14 protein-coding genes are annotated in these 16,172 nt (G+C 70.1%); 9 read left to right on the forward strand and 5 right to left on the reverse strand.

The genetic code is table 11. The features are described from left to right. Positions 1-247 precede the first annotated feature (247 nt). The gene (locus tag HNR22_RS05865; protein ID WP_179779434.1) at positions 248-1,573 is read left to right on the forward strand and encodes a metallopeptidase domain-containing protein; all 1,326 of its coding nucleotides are present in this window, start codon (positions 248-250) and stop codon (positions 1,571-1,573) included. A gap of 61 nt (positions 1,574-1,634) precedes the next feature. Here HNR22_RS05865 and HNR22_RS05870 read toward each other — a convergent pair whose 3' ends face one another. Then, complete coding sequence (locus HNR22_RS05870; protein ID WP_179779435.1) at positions 1,635-3,458, reverse strand: glycoside hydrolase family 35 protein; 1,824 nt, start codon at positions 3,456-3,458, stop codon at positions 1,635-1,637. Between the two features lie 118 nt (positions 3,459-3,576). On the opposite strand from HNR22_RS05870, the gene HNR22_RS05875 reads away from it, so the two are divergent. The 6 genes from HNR22_RS05875 to HNR22_RS05900 all read left to right on the forward strand — a co-directional run bounded on the left by HNR22_RS05875 (position 3,577) and on the right by HNR22_RS05900 (position 10,284). Then, positions 3,577-4,554: a LacI family DNA-binding transcriptional regulator gene (locus tag HNR22_RS05875; RefSeq protein ID WP_179779436.1), complete on the forward strand. Its 978-nt coding sequence runs from the start codon at positions 3,577-3,579 to the stop codon at positions 4,552-4,554. Between the two features lie 152 nt (positions 4,555-4,706). Continuing rightward, complete coding sequence (locus tag HNR22_RS05880) at positions 4,707-6,029, forward strand: carbohydrate ABC transporter substrate-binding protein (protein WP_179779437.1); 1,323 nt, start codon at positions 4,707-4,709, stop codon at positions 6,027-6,029. Positions 6,030-6,099: 70 nt separating this feature from the next. Then, complete coding sequence (locus HNR22_RS05885) at positions 6,100-7,074, forward strand: carbohydrate ABC transporter permease (RefSeq protein ID WP_343059700.1); 975 nt, start codon at positions 6,100-6,102, stop codon at positions 7,072-7,074. Positions 7,075-7,085: 11 nt separating this feature from the next. Continuing rightward, positions 7,086-7,964, forward strand: a complete 879-nt coding sequence (locus tag HNR22_RS05890; RefSeq protein WP_179779438.1) for a carbohydrate ABC transporter permease — start codon at positions 7,086-7,088, stop codon at positions 7,962-7,964. A 19-nt stretch (positions 7,965-7,983) separates the two neighbouring features. Further along, the gene (locus tag HNR22_RS05895; RefSeq protein WP_179779439.1) at positions 7,984-8,163 is read left to right on the forward strand and encodes a DUF6903 family protein; all 180 of its coding nucleotides are present in this window, start codon (positions 7,984-7,986) and stop codon (positions 8,161-8,163) included. Positions 8,164-8,316: 153 nt separating this feature from the next. Then, positions 8,317-10,284: a discoidin domain-containing protein gene (locus tag HNR22_RS05900; RefSeq protein WP_179779440.1), complete on the forward strand. Its 1,968-nt coding sequence runs from the start codon at positions 8,317-8,319 to the stop codon at positions 10,282-10,284. Positions 10,285-10,330: 46 nt separating this feature from the next. Here the strand turns inward: HNR22_RS05900 and HNR22_RS05905 are convergent, their stop codons facing one another. Genes HNR22_RS05905 through HNR22_RS05915 form a run of 3 tightly spaced genes read right to left on the reverse strand, consistent with a single transcriptional unit; the run spans position 10,331 to position 13,518 of the window. Beyond that, positions 10,331-12,070, reverse strand: coding sequence for a multicopper oxidase family protein (locus HNR22_RS05905; protein WP_179779441.1), 1,740 nt, complete (start codon positions 12,068-12,070; stop codon positions 10,331-10,333). Then, positions 12,067-12,519, reverse strand: coding sequence for a DUF6220 domain-containing protein (locus HNR22_RS05910; RefSeq protein WP_179779442.1), 453 nt, complete (start codon positions 12,517-12,519; stop codon positions 12,067-12,069). Before HNR22_RS05910 ends, HNR22_RS05905 begins: the two co-directional genes overlap by 4 nt. A 9-nt stretch (positions 12,520-12,528) precedes the next feature. After that, positions 12,529-13,518: a carboxymuconolactone decarboxylase family protein gene (locus HNR22_RS05915; RefSeq protein ID WP_179779443.1), complete on the reverse strand. Its 990-nt coding sequence runs from the start codon at positions 13,516-13,518 to the stop codon at positions 12,529-12,531. A 143-nt stretch (positions 13,519-13,661) separates the two neighbouring features. On the opposite strand from HNR22_RS05915, the gene HNR22_RS05920 reads away from it, so the two are divergent. Next, positions 13,662-14,792 carry a sensor histidine kinase gene (locus HNR22_RS05920; RefSeq protein WP_179779444.1) on the forward strand — a complete coding sequence of 377 codons (1,131 nt, stop codon included), beginning with the start codon at positions 13,662-13,664 and terminating at the stop codon, positions 14,790-14,792. Continuing rightward, positions 14,789-15,451 carry a response regulator gene (locus HNR22_RS05925; RefSeq protein WP_179779445.1) on the forward strand — a complete coding sequence of 221 codons (663 nt, stop codon included), beginning with the start codon at positions 14,789-14,791 and terminating at the stop codon, positions 15,449-15,451. The genes HNR22_RS05920 and HNR22_RS05925 overlap by 4 nt, the downstream gene beginning before the upstream one ends. 84 nt (positions 15,452-15,535) lie before the next feature. On the opposite strand, the gene HNR22_RS05930 is transcribed toward HNR22_RS05925, so the two are convergent. Next, positions 15,536-16,129 (reverse strand): helix-turn-helix domain-containing protein, encoded by a 594-nt coding sequence (locus tag HNR22_RS05930; RefSeq protein WP_179779446.1) that lies wholly within the window; start codon positions 16,127-16,129, stop codon positions 15,536-15,538. Positions 16,130-16,172 lie beyond the last annotated feature (43 nt).

The following is a 16,172-nucleotide window of genomic DNA, read 5'->3' on the forward strand; positions in this document are numbered from 1 at the left end:
ATGTGGTGCATGCGGCAGCTTTGGCTGCTCCTGACTCTTTCTCTCCCATCGTCCTTGTAGCCGCTCCCGCCCACCCCATTGGTCTGGTGCGGCGACCCGACCCCGACCGCGGCCACGAACCCGCACGGGGCCGGAAGGAATCCCCTCGTCATCGGCCGCTTCAGCCCCACGCGGCCCGACGCTGCCGGGCGGCCACGGACATCGGCGTCCCTGGCCGCCCGGCATCCCCCTCAAGGAATAGGACCCCATGAAGCTGTCTGCCCTCGGCCGCATCGCTCTGGCCACAGGCATCGCCGTGCTGGCCACCGCCACGCTCCCCGGCACCCCCGCGGCCGCCGCTCCGGTGAAGCGGAAGATCCTCCCCGTTATGGTGGAGTTCAACGACGCTTCCTTCCAGTTTCCGGACAAGGTGAAGGCGTCCACGCCGGACACCTACTTCGGAGCGAAGAGCGACTCGGCCGCGTCTTTCCTGTCGGAGGTGTCGCGCGGGCAGTACACGGTGGTGCCCGCCGTCCCGGAACAGTTCCTCGGCCCGATCAAGCTGGACCTCAGCGCCGCCGGTTGCCCCCAGGGCAAGATCAACCAGATGACCCGGGAGGAACTCACCAAGCGGGGCTTGGTCGCGGGCAAGGACTACGAGAGCCTCTCGATCGTCTTTCCGGCACAGAAGACCGATTGCCCCTGGGCCGGCCTTGCCACCTTGCCCGGCCCGACCACCTGGATCAACCTGTACGGCACCGCCAGTGGCATCGACGTCGTCGGCCACGAACTGGGGCACAACCTGGGCTTCGGCCACCAGGGCCGCTTCCTGTGCACCGGCGGCAACCTGGGTGCCTGCAAGTCGGACGGCGGTAGTTCCAAGACCATCATGGGCGGTGGCGGCTGGGCGTCCGGCTTCTCCGCGCCCGAGTTGATCAGAGCGGGATGGCTCTCCGGCGGGGCGTCTCTCAAGGTCACCAAGTCGGGGACCTACACGCTGCGCTCCCTGCACGGCAAGGGCAGTGGCACCCGCGCCCTGGACATCGCGCTGGGCGGCGACCGGCTCGTCATCGAGTACCGCCACGCGGCCGGTAACTTCGACGCGAAGATCGAGGGCGTCCACGCCTACCGCGTTCCCAAGGGCTCCTACGGTGCGTCGTCACTCATCGACACCACGGTGGAGAACAAGACGGCCGGCAACAACGCACCGAGCAATACGGACGCCATCACCAAACTGACGGACAAGGCGAACAAGGTGTCCGTCGCCGTCGTCTCCTCCGGCGGTGGCCAGGCAAAGGTCAAGGTCGCGCTCAACGGTGACTCGCTCGCCGCCGTCGACGCGAGCCCCTCGAAGTCCCCGACCCCGACCCCCAGCGCCGCCACCCCCACCCCCACCCCCAGTGCGAGCGCGGCCACCGGCACGGAGGCCGAGACCGACGACTCGGAGCCGGTCACCGAGCTCGGCTCCGATGGGCTCACCGCCGTCGGCGACCGCTCGACCACCTTGCCGCTCGCCGCCGGCGGCGGTGCCGCCCTGCTGGCGGCCGGCCTGGGATTCCTCCTGCTGAAGCGTCGCCGCGGCAAGCACGCCTGACCGGCCTGTCGGGCCCCGGACGACCGCTCGCACGGCGGGCGACCGGGGCCCGGTCAGACGATCAGTCGAACTCCTCCACGTATTCCTCGGTGGGGCCCAGCTCGGGCCGGTCGCGCAGCTCCAGGACCGGGCCGAGCCGGTCGGTCTCCAGCACGACAACCGTGTTCTCGCCGGCGCGCAGCAGTGGCGCGGGGCAGTAGAGCGTCACCTGCGGGCCGATGTCCCAGTAGCGGCCCAGCAGGAACCCGTTGACCCAGACCAGGCCGTGCACCGAGCCGGGCAGGGCCAGGAAGGTGTCGGCCGGCTCGTCGATGTGCACTGTCGCGACCGCGAAGCCCGCACCGGTGCTGGCCGGTCCTGCACCGGTCGCGAGGCGCAGGTCGTCCGGTGTCCACTCGGACAGGGCGATCGGCGAGCTGGTCCAGCCGTGCACGATCCGGCGGTCGACGAGCACCGGCCCGAGCAGGCCCTTGTGCTGACCGACCAGCGGGCCGTAGTTGATCCGGCCGAGGTTCTCCACCAGGATCTCCAGGCGCACCGCCGCACCGGTGCCGCGGATCGGCAGCTCCGAATGCTCGGAGTCGGCGACACCGATCGGTACACCGTCGACGAGGACGACCGCCCGGTCGCGTACGTCGGTCAGGATGATGACGTGGTCACCCGTGGGGATCCTCGGGTGGGCGGTGAGCAGCACCATCCCGGCGTCCAGGCCGAGCTGCTCGAAGGTGGCCGGCCGTGCGCCGGTCGACTCCGGGGTGGGCACGGCACGCAGGCCGGCGATCAGGTCGGCGCGGTGGGTCAGCGGCACCTGTGCCGGCGGGAGCACCGGCATCCGCTCGGAAACTCGCAGCTGCCCGGTCGCGCCGAGGGCCGCGCGCATGGCGTGGAACTTGGCGGTCAGCGTGCCGTCCTCGGCGATTGGCGCGTCGGAGTCGTAGCTGGTGATGGTGGGCTGCAGCCGGCCTCGGTCCGCGTTGGCGCCGGCCCACAGGCCGAAGTTGGTGCCGCCGTGCGCCATGTAGAGGCTGACGCTTCCCCCCTCGCCGATGATGGCGTCGAGGGTCTTGACGGCGCTGTCCACCGCGCGGACGTGGTGCCGCTCGCCCCAGTGGTCGAACCAGCCGTTCCAGTACTCGGCGACCACGAACGGTTCGTCGGGCCGGCGCTGGGCGAACAGGCTACGGGCGGCCTCGGGCTTCGAGCCGAGGGTGGCCGCGGCCAGAGTTCCGGGCACCGTCCCGGCGTCGTGCATCAGTTCGGTGGGGCCGTCCGCGGTGAACAGCAGCTCGGTGATGCCGCGGTCGAGCAGGGCCGTGCGAATCCAGCGCAGGTACGCCTCGTCGTCGCCGTAGCTGCCGTACTCGTTCTCGACCTGCACCGCCACGACCGGCCCGCCGGCCTGCGTCTGCTGCCGCGCGATGCGGGGAATCAGCTCGTCGAACCAACGCTCGACCGGCCCGGTGAACGCCGGGTCGGAGCTGCGCAGGACCACGTCGCGGGCGGTGAGCCAGGCCGGCAGGCCACCGTTGGACCACTCCGCGCAGATGTACGGGCCGGGCCGCAGGACGACGTCGAGGCCCTCTTCGCCGACGAGCGCGACGAACGCCTCAAGGTCGTGCCAGCCGTCGAAGCGGGGCGCGCGGTCCGCGTGCGGCTGGTGGAAGTTCCAGGGCACGTACGTGTCGAGGGTGTTGAGACCGAGGTCGGCCAGCCGCCGGATCCGGTCGCGCCACAGCTCCGGGTGGACCCGGAAGTAGTGCAGGGCGCCGGAGAGGATGCGGTGTGGGACGCCGTGCCGGTGGAGCTGACGGTCGCTCCAGCCGAGCGCGGGCGATGGCCTAATCGACGGTGTCAGTGTGCTGCCCGGCCGGGTCGTCTCGATCATGGCGGAAGCCTATGTTACCCGTGCCATCCATAACAATGGCGCTAGGATGCCGCCGTACCGGGTTCTCAGGAGGGCGGGGCGGATGACCGAGGCGACAATGCGTGGCAGGCAGCCGAGCATGGCTGACGTGGCACGTGCCGCCGGTGTATCGGCGCAGACGGTCTCGCGCACGCTGCGCGACTCGCCGAACGTCAACGCGGAGACCCGCCGTCGCGTGCTCAACGCGGTCGAGCAGCTCAAATACCGGTACAACGGTGCTCCCCGGCTGCTGTCCTCGGGGCGGAGCTTCACCCTCGGCCTGGTCCTGCTGCAGGCCGGCGGCTACTACTCGCGCTCGGCGGTGACCGCCGGGGTGGAGGCGGCGGCCGGTCAGGCGGGTTACTCGGTGAGCATCGCGACCCTCGCCGAGCTGGACACCGCGTTGATGGAGAAATCCCTGCTCAAGCTCTCCGACCAGGGCGTCGACGGCATCATCATCGCGGTCCCGCTGATCTCCGTGACCCAACGGATGGAGGACATCACCCGCGACATCCCGACCGTCACGGTGGATGGCTCGCGCACCACCGAGGCGCGGGTGCTGGGCATCGACCAGCACGAGGCGGGGCGTACGGCCACCCAGCACCTGCTGGACGCGGGGCACCGCCAGGTGTGGCACGTGGCCGGGCCGGACGAGTGGATCGAGGCCCGGCAGCGTCGGCAGGGCTGGCAGGAGTGCCTGGCCGCCGCCGGGATCGACGCGCCACCACCGCTGGAGGGTGACTGGTCGCCCGAGTCGGGCTACCGCCAGGGGCAGATTCTCGCAATGATTCCCGAGGTCACCGCCGTCTTCGTGGCCAGCGACGAGATGGCCTTCGGCGTGATCAAGGCGCTGCGCGAGCGCGGACGGTCGGTGCCGCAGGACGTGTCGATCGTGAGCGTGGACGACATCGAGCTGGCCGCCTACTGCCACCCGCCGCTCACCACCGTCCGGCAGGACTTCTACCGCTCCGGGGCGGCCGCTGTCGCACTCCTGCTCGGCACCGACGCGGAGGGCGAATCACTGACCCCGGCGACCCTGGTCGTTCGGGAGTCCACTGCGGCGCCGCGGTCCCACTGACCGTCGTGCCGTCGGCACCTCGTTCTTGACGACTCATGTTACGGGTGCCACAGTAACAACGCACGGCCCGCCCGGTGATCTAGCGGACCGCGCCTCCTGCACGCCGATCACTCCCGCACCGTTGTGCGTACCGCCCACGGAGGACCACCCCCATGTTGAGAAAACCCCTCGTCCTAGCTGTCGTCGCGACGACAGCGCTCAGCCTGATCGCGGGCTGTTCCGGAGGCGACGACAACGCCGACGGCAAGAAGACCCTGAAGGTCGCGGCCTTCGAAGGCGGCTACGGCCGGGACATGTACGTCCAGGTCGTCGAGGCGTACAAGGCCAAGCACCCCGATGTCGACGTGCAGCTGCAGCTCTCCAAGACCCTTGAGGACGAGATCAGCCCGAACATGAAGGCCGGCAAGTTCCCGGACGTCGTGGTGCTGCCCCAGGGCCGCAAGGCCGCGCTCGCCGAGACGCTGGTCAAGGACAAGGCGCTGGAGGACCTCACCGGCGTCCTGGACATGACCGTGCCGGGCGAGCAGACCACGGTGCGGGCCAAGCTCGCCGACGGGATCGTCGGCAACCTCAGCACGAACCCGTACAACGACGACAAGACCTACCTGATGCCGACGTTCTACGCGCCGACCGGCCTGGTCTACAACAAGGGCCTCTTCGCGCAGAAGGGCTGGCAGGTCCCCGCCACCTGGGACGACATGTTCAAGCTCGGCGACACCGCCAAGGCCCAGGGCATCGCGCTGTTCACCTACCCGACCGCGGGCTACCTCGACTCGTTCTTCTTCGCGCTGCTCGCCGACGTGGGCGGTGACCAGTTCTACAAGGACGTCATGACCTACTCCGACGGCGTCTGGAAGACCCCCCAGGCCCGGCAGGTCCTGGACATCACCACCAAGCTGCTGAGCTACGCGGCGAAGACCACGGTGGGGTACGCGAACGAGCAGGACTTCACCAAGAACCAGCAGTCGCTGCTCGACAACAAGACGCTGTTCATGCCGAACGGCACGTGGGTCGTCGGTGAGATGAAGGACGCGCCGCGCGCGAACGGGTTCGAGTGGGCGATGGCTCCGCTGCCGGCGGTCACCGCGGGAGGCAAGCGCTACCTGACCACGATCGTCGAGTCGGCCTGGGTTCCGAGCGGAGCCCAGAACAAGGACGCCGCGAAGGACTTCGTCGCGTACCTCTACTCCGACGAGGCGACCGGCATCTTCGCCAAGTCCAACGCGATCCAGCCGGTCAAGGGCGTCGCCTCGACGCTTCCCGCCGAGATCGCCCCGTTCTACCAGCTCTACGAGGACCCGAACGTCACCGCTCTGGTTGGCGGCTTCGCCAGCACCGCGCCGGTCGAGGGCGTGAACATCAAGGGCACGCTCTTCGACACCGCGAACAGCATCATCAGCGGCGACAAGACCGTGGACCAGTGGCAGACCGCGCTGAACGACGCCAGCGAGAAGCTGCGGCAAGCGGGCAAGTGACGCCCCGGCGGCAGCCCGGAACCGGGCTGCCGCCGATCCCTTCCCCCGCGAGAACCAAGGACTGGTCACGGTGACGACGACCCTCACTCCACCACCCACGGGCACCAGCAGGCGTACGCCCAGCAGATCCCCGGCGTCAGCGCGTGGCTCCGCCGCACGCGGCCGGCGCGGCGACGGTCGGTTCGTCGCCGCGTGCCTGCTCCCGGCGCTGGCACTGTTCGCGCTGTTCATGATCTGGCCGACCGTCAACGTGTTCCGGATGTCGCTCTACAGCTGGAGCGGCTTCTCGGCGCAGATGCGGTTCGTCGGCCTGGACAACTTCGCCAAGCTCGTCGACGACGAGCAGTTCCTGCGCGCGTTTCAGAACACCGTCGCGCTGCTCGTGGTCGTGACCGTGGTGACGATGGGGATGGGCCTGTTCCTCGCGGCCGTCATGACCCGGCAGAAGCTGCGCGGCCACACCTTCTACCGGTTCGTGCTCTACATCCCGAACGTGCTCTCGGTCGTGGTCATCGCGGCCATCTTCTCGGCCGTCTACGACCAGGAGAACGGCCTGCTCAACGGCACACTCCGACTGCTCTCGCTGGACGGCTTCCAACAGGTGTGGCTGGGCGACCAGAAGCTGGTGCTCTATTCGGTCGCGACCGCGATGCTGTGGCAGTCGCTGGGCTACTACATGGTCATCTACATGTCGAGCATGGCGAGCATTCCGGAGGAGTTGTACGAGGCCTCGGCGCTCGACGGCGCCTCGGCCGGCCGGCAGTTCTTCGCCGTCACGCTGCCGCTGATCTGGCAGAACCTGCGCACGACGTTGACGTTCTTCATCCTCAGCGCGGTCAACCTCAGCTTCGTGCTGGTTCGTGCGATGACCGGCGGCGGCCCGGACGGCGCCTCCGAGGTGCTGCTCAGCTACATGTACAAGCAGGCATACACCAACTCGGCCTACGGCTACGGCATGGCCATCGGCGTCGTGATCTTCGCATTCTCGTTCCTCGTGTCGCTCCTGGTGAGCCGCGCGACCCGGCGTGAGCCCCTCCAGTTCTAGAGGACACTCCCATGACCACGATCAACAAATCCGGTCCACGGCCCGGCCGTGGCCTCACCCACCTGCTCGTCGGTGGGATCACCCTGCTCATCGTGATCCCGGTCGGCTGGGTGCTGATGGCCTCGCTCAAACGCAAGAGCGAGTTCTTCGGCAGCCCCTGGACCCTGCCCGAGGGCCTGCACCTGCAGAACTACGTCGACGCGTTCGGCGGCGCGCAGATGGGCCGCTACTTCGCCACGTCGGTCCTGGTCACGCTCCTCGGCCTGGTCCTCGTGCTGGCGGTCTCGGTGCCGGCGGCGTACGTCGTCGCCCGGTACGAGTTCCGCGGCAAGGGCATCGTCGAGGTGGCACTGCTGGCCGGGCTGTTCGTCAACGTCAACTACATCGTGGTGCCGATCTTCCTGATGCTGGTCGACTGGGACCGCGCGCTGGTCGACGTGTTCCCGGACGGGTTCTTCCTCGACAACCCGGCGATGCTCTCGCTGGTCTACGCGGCGACCTCGATCCCGTTCACGATCTATCTGCTGACCGCGTACTTTCGCTCGATTCCAGCGGAGTTCGAGGAGGCGGCGCTGCTGGACGGCGCGTCCCGGTTCCGGATCATGACGCGGGTGATGCTGCCAATGGCCCGGCCGGCGGTCACCACGGTGATCCTGTTCAACTTCCTGGCGTACTGGAACGACTTCGTCATCGCGCTGACGCTGCTGCCCGGTGAGGGCAAGACGTTGCAGGTCGGCCTGCTCAACCTGATGGCCGCGCAGAAGGCGGCCGCGGACCCCGGGCGGCTCTACGCCGGCATGGTCATCGTCATCGTGCCGGTGCTGCTTCTGTACGCGCTGATCCAGCGCCGCCTGATCCAGGGCATGGCCGCCGGCGGCGTCAAGGGCTGAGGCCCGAGAAAGGGATGTCATGAAGGAATCCACGCGTGCAACTCTGCTCGTCGTCGCCCGGCTGCTGATCGCGCTCGTCTGCGTCGTCACCGTGGTGGTCGTCCGGCCCACGGTCGGGTGGGGCCACCTCGCGATCATGCTCGTGGCGCTCGCCGTCCTGATCGGTCTCCTCGCGGACTACAACAGAAAGTTCCGGTGACCCGGACCGGCGCCGGCCGACGAGCCCGCGGTCCCCCGGGCCCGTCGCTGGCGCTACCCCGGTCGTACGCGCAGGACAGCTCCAAGGAAGTGAACTGTTCCCCACCACCCCCCATGGTTAGGACTTCCGATGCGTTTGTTCAGGTCCTCGTTGGTGGCTTTGACCACGCTAGCCACCGCAATACTGGTCGCCGCGCCCCCCGCCGCGGCAGCCGCAACGAACTACTACGTCGACTGCTCCGCGAGCACTTCGGGCAGCGGCACCCAGGCCAGCCCCTGGAACAGCTTCACGCCGGTGAACGCGAAGACATTCGCCGCCGGAGACCAGATCCTGATCCGGCGCGGCACGACCTGCGCCAACCAGCAACTCTTCCCCAAGGGTTCCGGCGCGGCCGGCGCACCGATCATCATCGACGCGTACGGCAGCGGCGCCAAGCCGGTGCTGGCCGGCAACGGCGCGGTCGTCGACGTCGTGAAGCTCTACAACCAGCAGTACTGGGAGATCCGCAACCTGGACATCTCCAACAAGGGGTCGGCGATCGCCACCCGCCGTGGCGTGCACATCATCCGCGAGAACTCCGGCACCGGCACCTACTACCGGGTGACCGGGCTCAGCGTCCACGACGTCAACGGCAACCAGACCAAGAAGGATGACGACGCCAGCGCCGGCATCTTCTTCGAGGTCCTCGGCTACACCACGCAGACGAAGTTCGACGACGTGTTGATCAACAACAACTCGATCGCCACCGTCGACCGCTACGGCATCCACTTCTGGACCCGCTGGATGGTCCGGCCTGAACTGGCCAACCCGAACTGCGGCTCCACCTGCGGCAACTGGCTTCCGCAGACCCGGGTCGTCGTACGCGGCAACACGGTCACCGACATCGGTGGCGACGCCATCGACGTGCACCACACCCAGAGCGCCCTGGTGGAGAACAACCGGGTCGACGGCTTCCGGGTCCGTGAGCCCGCCCAGTGCGCCGCCGGCATCTGGGGCTGGAACATCAACGACGCGCTGTTCCAGTTCAACGAGGTCAGCGGCGGCCGGAGCACCTGTGACGGGCAGGGCTTCGACCTGGACGAGGGCAACATCCGCACCATCTACCAGTACAACTACAGCCACGACAACGAGGGCGGCTTCATCCTGCTCTGCAACGGTGGGGGTTCGACCACCAGCGACAACATCGTGCGCTACAACATCAGCCAGAACGACCGTGGCCAGATCTTCGACCTGGTCTGCGGCAAGCTCACCAACACGAAGATCTACAACAACGTCTTCTACGTTGGCCAGGCGGCCCAGATCATCAACAACAGCAACGGCTCGACGGGCGCCAACGCCGAGTTCTACAACAACATCTTCTACGTGACCACGACCCAGGCCAGCTACAACGCCGGGGGGCTGCTGTTCGACTCCAACGTGTTCTACGGCCAGCACCCGGCGGGCGAGCCCACCGACCCGAACAAGATCACGGCCGACCCGCTGTTCGTCGCTCCGGGCACCGCCACCTCGATCAGTGACGCTGGCGGCTACCGGCTCCGTGCCGGCTCCCCGGCACTGGCGAGTGGCCAGGTCATGACCGCCCCGGGCAGCCGCGACTACTTCGGTGGCGCCGTCACCCAGGGATGCCGTCCCGACCGGGGCGCGCACCAGCTGAGCACGGCCTGCGTGCCCAGCGCCGGCGTCATCCCCCGGACCGGCTGGTCGCTGAAGTACACGGACAGCCAGGAGACCGCCGCCGAGAACGGGGCGGCCACCAACGCCTTCGACGGCAACCTCAGCACGATCTGGCACACCAGGTACACCGGTGGCAACGCCCCGATGCCCCACGAGATTCAGATCAATCTCGGTGCGAGCTACTCCGTCTCCGGAATCCGCTACCTGCCCCGGCAGGACGGCGGTGGCGGCGCCGCCAACGGGCGCATCGGCCAGTACGAGGTCTACGTCAGCACTGACGGCGTCAACTGGGGAACGGCCGTGGCCACCGGCACCTTCGCCAACAACGCCAGCCAGAAGGAGGTCCGGTTCACCGCGAAGACCGGGCAGTACCTGCGGCTGCGCGCCCTGAGCGAGGTCAACGGCAACCCGTGGACCACCGCCGCGGAGATCTACGCCCTCAACTGACCGGGCACAACACCAGGGAGCCTCCGGCATCGCGCCGGAGGCTCCCTCACGCGTACATCAGGTGCAGCGTCATCCCGGCTTCGGCGTGCGCCAGGTTGTGGCAGTGATTGGCCCACACGCCTGGGTTGTCGGCCCGGAACGCCACCTCCCACACGTCGCCGGGGCGTACGTCGAACGAGTCCAACCACAACGGACTGCCCGCTGCCCGCCGGCCGTTGCGGGCCAGCACCAGGACGTGATGGCCGTGCAGATGCCACGGGTGCACGATCTGGGACCGGTTGACGATCGTGAACTTCACGGCGTCACCGAGGCGTACGACCTGCGGTGGGATGTCCGGGTCGGCCGCGCCGTTGACGGTGTGGGCGTATCGCGGGAGCAGTCCACGCAGGTCCAGGCCGCGGTCGAGAACGAGGGTGAACTCCCGGTCGAACCGGGACCACGGCACCACAGAGGCGCCGCCGTAGGTGAGCGGATCCAACACCGGCCAGGCGGTGGTGGCCGCCGAGACCGGTCCGGTCGAGTAGACGGCCCGACCATCGACGAACAGGGCGACCGGCGTGGCGGGCGCGGTGAACACCAGGTCGTAGCGTCCCCCGGCCGGGATCAGCACGGCGGTGTCCACGAGCGGGGTCGGGCCGTGCAGGTCGGATCCGTCGATCGCGGAGACCCGGAACGGAGTGCCGGCCAGCGCATACCGGTGCGTCGTGCTGTCGGTGTTGATCAGCCTCAGCCGCACGGGCACCCCCGCCTCGACCGGCTCCGTTCGCGGCTCGGGTAGCGCGACGCCGGCCAGGGTGTGCACCGGCACGGTGACGTCGACGCCGGTCACCGGCGTCGGGCGCACCACCAGGACACCGTAGAGGCCCATCCGCACGCCGACGTCGGAGACCGAGTGCGTGTGGTACCAGTACGTGCCGACCTGATCGGCACGGAACCGGTAGACGAACTCCTGCCCGGGCCGGACCGCCGCCTGGGTCACTCCGGGCACCCCGTCCTGGCTGTTCGGCACGTCGTACCCGTGCCAGTGCAGCGTGACGCCCTTGGCGATGTCCCGGTTGCGCAGGGTCACCTCGATGACGTCGCCGACGGTGGCCGTCAGCTCCGGCCCGGGGACCTGCGCGTTGAACGCCCACGCCGCGACGTCCCGGCCGCCCGCCCGCACCGTGGCGGTCGCGGCCGTCAGGGTGAACCGCCTGGTCGGTTCGCCGACGGTCCGCGCATCCCCATATTCATGATCGTGGGGTACGCCGGGCGCGGTGGCCGGGGCGACGACCAGCCCGGTTCCGGTGACCAGCGCCGCGACCGCCACCCCGAGGGCCGCCCGGGACACCGTCCGGGACGGGCGCGCTCCGATGGCGAGCCACGAGACCGCCGTTGCCGCCAGCACCCCGGCGACCGCCAGCAGTCCCACACCCGCCGACGCCGGGTAGCCGTGCAGGAGCGTCACGAGCAGGGCGCTGCTCTGCGCGTACCCGGCGAAGAGGAGCCCGACCGCGACGGACCGGATGTCGCCCGCGGCCCGCAGCAACCGCGGCCCGGCGACGGCCACCGCCGCGATCGACAGTGGGACGGCGATGAGGACCTTCTCCGCCGCGAACCACCAGCCGGTGCGGGCGAGCGCGGTGATCGTGACCGCGCGGGCGAGCGTGGCGAGCAGCGCGAAGGCCGCCAGCCCCAGCGCGAGCGGGCGACGCCGGGCGGCGGACGCGGCACCGCCGCCCAGCCACCCGCCGGCGGCCAGGACCGCGATCACGAGGTCGGCCGCGAGCAGCGAGCCGGTCGTCATGCCGGCTCCCCCTCGCGAACGGTCACGGGTGCGGCGGCGACAAGTTCCGGTCGGTCCAGCTGTCGCGCGGCCCTCACCACGCCGACCACGACGTGCACCGCGACGATTCCGTTGACCGCGTGCAGCCCGGCGATGGTCAGGCCAAGCGGCGTGCTGACGCCGGCGGCGTCGGTGGACGCGTTCGCGAGCATGGCGAGGAGCGCCTGCACGACGACGAGCCCGATGGGTAGGGCCGCCAGGCCGATGATCCGGCCCGGCGCCTTCGCCAGCGCGGCGAACAGCGCGGTGAGCAGAGTGAGAACGGGGATGACCGCCATGCCGTTGACGCTGTGCAGCGCGTACGCGCCCTCGCCGGCGGGTTTCGTGAACCCGCCCACGGCGGCGAAGACGAACTGCAGGGCGAACGAGACGAGCAACAGGATGCTGGCGATGACGAATGCCTTGCGCATGGTGACCTCCTAGAGGTGCGCCGAGGTCAGGGCCCGGGCGACGTGGTCGGTGGCCGTGATCGCCCCGAAGGCGACGAGCCGCACGAGGTCGGCGTCGGCGGGATGGGAGAGCCGCCAGAGGGCCACGTCGCCCACGCTGATCGCGCTGGGTGCGAACGCCGCCAGCAACGCGATCCGGGTCCCGACGCGGTCCGTGCCGGGTACGTCCCGGACCAGGTCGACGGCCCAGTCCGAGGGCCGGGCGGGGTAGCGGCCGTCCTCCCAGCGCACGGTTGCCGTCACGGTCTGGCGCGCCACGTCGCCCAGCAGGTCCCCGCCCTGGGTGGCGGCGTTCCTCAGGGCCGCGTACGCGACGCCGACCGGGCTCTCCCCCGCCCAGGGCGGTGGTTCGGCCGTACCGACGTCGACCAGCGGGAGGCTGCGGCCGGGTTGCCTCGGTCCCCGGGCCGTCCTGGCGTAGAGCCGGCCCCCGACCGACCGCACCACTGAGGAGCGTTGCAGGCCGCCGGGCAGCAGATCGGGGTCGAGCAGCGCCGAGACGACCCGGTTGATGAAATGGAAGACGAGCAGGGTGCCGGTGACCTCGGGGCCGTACCGACTGGTCCAGCCGGCGGCCATCGGGCTGCGGCTCGCCTCCGCCCAGGCGACGAGCTCAGCGTGCCTCGGCTCGGACGGCGTCCCGCCACGGGCAATGACCTCGGCCACCTCGTGCTCACCCAGCGCGTGCAGCAGCATCACGTGGGCGTCGACGCAGAACCGGCAGCGGTTGGCCCGGGACACCGACGACGCGACGATCTCGCGGTCGACCCGGGACCCGTCCCCGGCGAGCAGGGCCTCGCGCAGCAGCGACCAGGTGGCGGCCAGCACCTCCGGCACGGCCGCGAGCGCCCGGAAGGTGGGCGCCGGCCCGAGGAACTCGTCTCGCAGCTGCCGGTAGACCTCGCCGGTCAGACCGGTCGCCGCATTCGTTGGAGCGGGGGTGAAGAAGCGGTATGTCATGGGCTCGATGCTTGACCCGAGGGGTCGGAAAAGCGTCGTGCCACCGCAGACACTTGGCTGGCCGCCGATACCGCGCTCGCGGTACGCCCACCTACCGCGGGCGGTGGATGCTCGCTGCTGGCGGCCCGTTCTACAGTGCGACCATGCGTCGCGACCTGCCGTACGCCCTCAGCGGCCTCGCCCTCGGTGGCCTCCTGCTCGGCAATGCCGCGCTCGCGCCGGACGCCGCTCCGGTGCGAGTGGTCGACGTCTTCCTGGTCCTGGCCATGGCGGCGGCCCTGGCGGTGTGCCGGCGTCACCCGGTGGTGGCGTTGGGCGTGGTGACCGCCGCCATGCTGGCCCTGCACGTCCGGGTGCACCCCGGGGTGTCCGCGGCGTTCCCCGTCCTCGGCGTGGCGTACGTCGCCGCCTGGCGGGGGCACCGATCGGCCACCGTTTCGGCCAGTCTGGTCTTCCTCGGCGGCTTCCTGGCCCGCGACATCTCGGTCGCGCCCGCCGACCGGCCCGGCCAGCTGATCGTCGAGCGGACCGCCCTCCTGCTGGGCTGGTTTGTGGCGGCCAACGTCGCCGGGCTCGTCGCCCGGCAGCGTCGGGCGTACCTGGAACAGGTCGAACAACGGGCGATCGAGGCCGAACGCACCCGCGAGGAGATGGCGTTGCGTCGTGCCGGGGAGGAGCGCCTGCGCATCGCCCGGGATCTGCACGACTCGCTGACCCACAGCATCTCGGTGATCAAGGTCCAGGCCGGGATCGCCGTGCACCTGGCCCGCAAGCACGGCGAGGAACCGTCGGCCACGTTGCTGGCGATCCAGGAGGCCAGCGGCGCCGCGATGCGGGAACTGCGCACGACGCTCGACGTTCTCCGCTCCCCCACCGACGGAGACCCCGTCGGACTGGCCCGGGTGGACGAGCTTGCCGAGCGGACGCGGGCGGCCGGCGTACCGGTGCAGGTGACCGTCACCGGTCGGCCCCGGGACCTGCCCGCCGAGGTCGACCAGGCCGGATACCGCGTCGTCCAGGAGGCCCTGACCAACGTGGCCCGCCACGCCGGTCCCGCCACCGCGCAGATTCTCGTCGAGTACGCCCCGGCACAGCTGACCGTCTCGGTCGCCGACGACGGCCAGGCGTCGCCGGACCGGACGACGACGCCCGGCGTGGGCCTGCGCGGCATGCGGGAACGGGTGACCGGGCTGGGCGGCACGCTGCGGGCCGCCGCCCGCGACGACCACGGATTCACGGTACGGGCGACGTTCCCCCTGGACGGCCCACCATGATTCGCGTCCTGCTCGTCGACGACCAGGCTCTGATGCGGGCCGGATTCCGGGCACTCCTCGACGCCGAGGACGACCTGGAGGTCGTCGGCGAGGCCACCGACGGCACGTCGGCCGTCCAGCTGTCGCGACGCCTACGGCCGGACGTCGTGCTCATGGACGTGCAGATGCCGGGGCTCGACGGTCTTGAGGCCACCCGGCGCATCGCCGCTGATCCCGACCTCGCCGCGGTCCGCGTCCTCATCCTCACCAACTACGGGCTCGACTCCTACGTGTTCGCCGCACTCCGCGCGGGCGCCAGCGGTTTCCTCCTCAAGGACGCCGACCCCGCCGACCTGCTACAGGCCGTTGCCGTCGTGGCTCGCGGCGACGCGCTACTCGCCCCAGCCGTCACACGTACGCTCATCAGCGAGTTCGTGGCCGGCCCACCGCCGGCCGAGCCGGCGGCCGGGCGCGAGGTGCTGACCGCGCGCGAACAGGAGATCGTCGAACTCGTCGCCCGAGGGCTGGGTAACGACGAGATCGCCCTGCGAATGGTGATCAGTCCGTTGACGGCGAAGACACACGTCAACCGGGCGATGGCGAAGCTGCACTGCCGCGACCGCGCCCAGCTGGTCGTGTGGGCGTACGAGTCGGGACTGATCACACCGCGTCGCCGGTGATCACCGGTCCGGTGGCGCGGACCATGGTCGGAAGTCCGCTGCCGCCCGGGCTGCCACCAGCCGGGCCAGCGCCTCAGCCGGCGACTACCGCTTCTCGGCGGTGGCGGGGCGGGCCCGGACGTGCAGCCGCTCCCCCTGCGGCCCGAAGAGACTGAGGGCCTCGGCGGTGCCGGGGCCGGGGTTGAGGACGAGGTGCGGGACCCGGGTGTCGAACTCGGCCACCTCGCCGGGGGTCAGCATGAGGTCGCGGTCGCCGAGCAGCAGGCGCAACCGGCCGGAGAGCACGTAGAGCCACTCGTACCCCTCGTGGGTCTGCGGGGTTCGCTCCCCGGCGGAGGGGTCCGGCGGGAAGATCTGTTTGAACGCCTGCAGGCCGCCCGGTCGGCGGGTCAGCGGCAGGAACGTGATGCCGTGGATGACGATCGGTTTGGGGCGTACGCGAGGGTCGCCGGTGGCCGGGGCGTCGACCAGTTCGTCCAGCGCCACCTGGTAGGCGCGGGCCAGCGGGAGCAGTAGCTCCAGGGTGGGTCGGCGGCTGCCGGATTCCAGCCGGGACAGGGTGCTCACCGAGATGCCGGTGAGGTCGGCGAGCTGGGTCAGCGTGATCGCGCGTTGGTTGCGCAGGGCACGCAGCCGGGGTCCGACGGCCGCCAGCGCGGCGGTGTCCTCGTTTGCCATAACGGCAAGGATAGTTGCCACCTGGCCGGTGGCGACGCATGGT

Source organism: Micromonospora jinlongensis, from assembly GCF_013410645.1.
In the GTDB taxonomy this organism is placed as follows: domain Bacteria; phylum Actinomycetota; class Actinomycetes; order Mycobacteriales; family Micromonosporaceae; genus Micromonospora; species Micromonospora zamorensis.

Bases quoted from the DNA above. Each gene is read 5' to 3' on its own strand.
- HNR22_RS05865 (WP_179779434.1), top strand. From the start codon at position 248: ATGAAGCTGTCTGCCCTCGGCCGCATCGCTCTGGCCACAGGCATCGCC.
- HNR22_RS05870 (WP_179779435.1), bottom strand. From the start codon at position 3,458: ATGATCGAGACGACCCGGCCGGGCAGCACACTGACACCGTCGATTAGG.
- HNR22_RS05875 (WP_179779436.1), top strand. From the start codon at position 3,577: ATGGCTGACGTGGCACGTGCCGCCGGTGTATCGGCGCAGACGGTCTCG.
- HNR22_RS05880 (WP_179779437.1), top strand. From the start codon at position 4,707: ATGTTGAGAAAACCCCTCGTCCTAGCTGTCGTCGCGACGACAGCGCTC.
- HNR22_RS05890 (WP_179779438.1), top strand. From the start codon at position 7,086: ATGACCACGATCAACAAATCCGGTCCACGGCCCGGCCGTGGCCTCACC.
- HNR22_RS05895 (WP_179779439.1), top strand. From the start codon at position 7,984: ATGAAGGAATCCACGCGTGCAACTCTGCTCGTCGTCGCCCGGCTGCTG.
- HNR22_RS05905 (WP_179779441.1), bottom strand. From the start codon at position 12,070: ATGACGACCGGCTCGCTGCTCGCGGCCGACCTCGTGATCGCGGTCCTG.
- HNR22_RS05910 (WP_179779442.1), bottom strand. From the start codon at position 12,519: ATGCGCAAGGCATTCGTCATCGCCAGCATCCTGTTGCTCGTCTCGTTC.
- HNR22_RS05915 (WP_179779443.1), bottom strand. From the start codon at position 13,518: ATGACATACCGCTTCTTCACCCCCGCTCCAACGAATGCGGCGACCGGT.
- HNR22_RS05920 (WP_179779444.1), top strand. From the start codon at position 13,662: ATGCGTCGCGACCTGCCGTACGCCCTCAGCGGCCTCGCCCTCGGTGGC.
- HNR22_RS05925 (WP_179779445.1), top strand. From the start codon at position 14,789: ATGATTCGCGTCCTGCTCGTCGACGACCAGGCTCTGATGCGGGCCGGA.
- HNR22_RS05930 (WP_179779446.1), bottom strand. From the start codon at position 16,129: ATGGCAAACGAGGACACCGCCGCGCTGGCGGCCGTCGGACCCCGGCTG.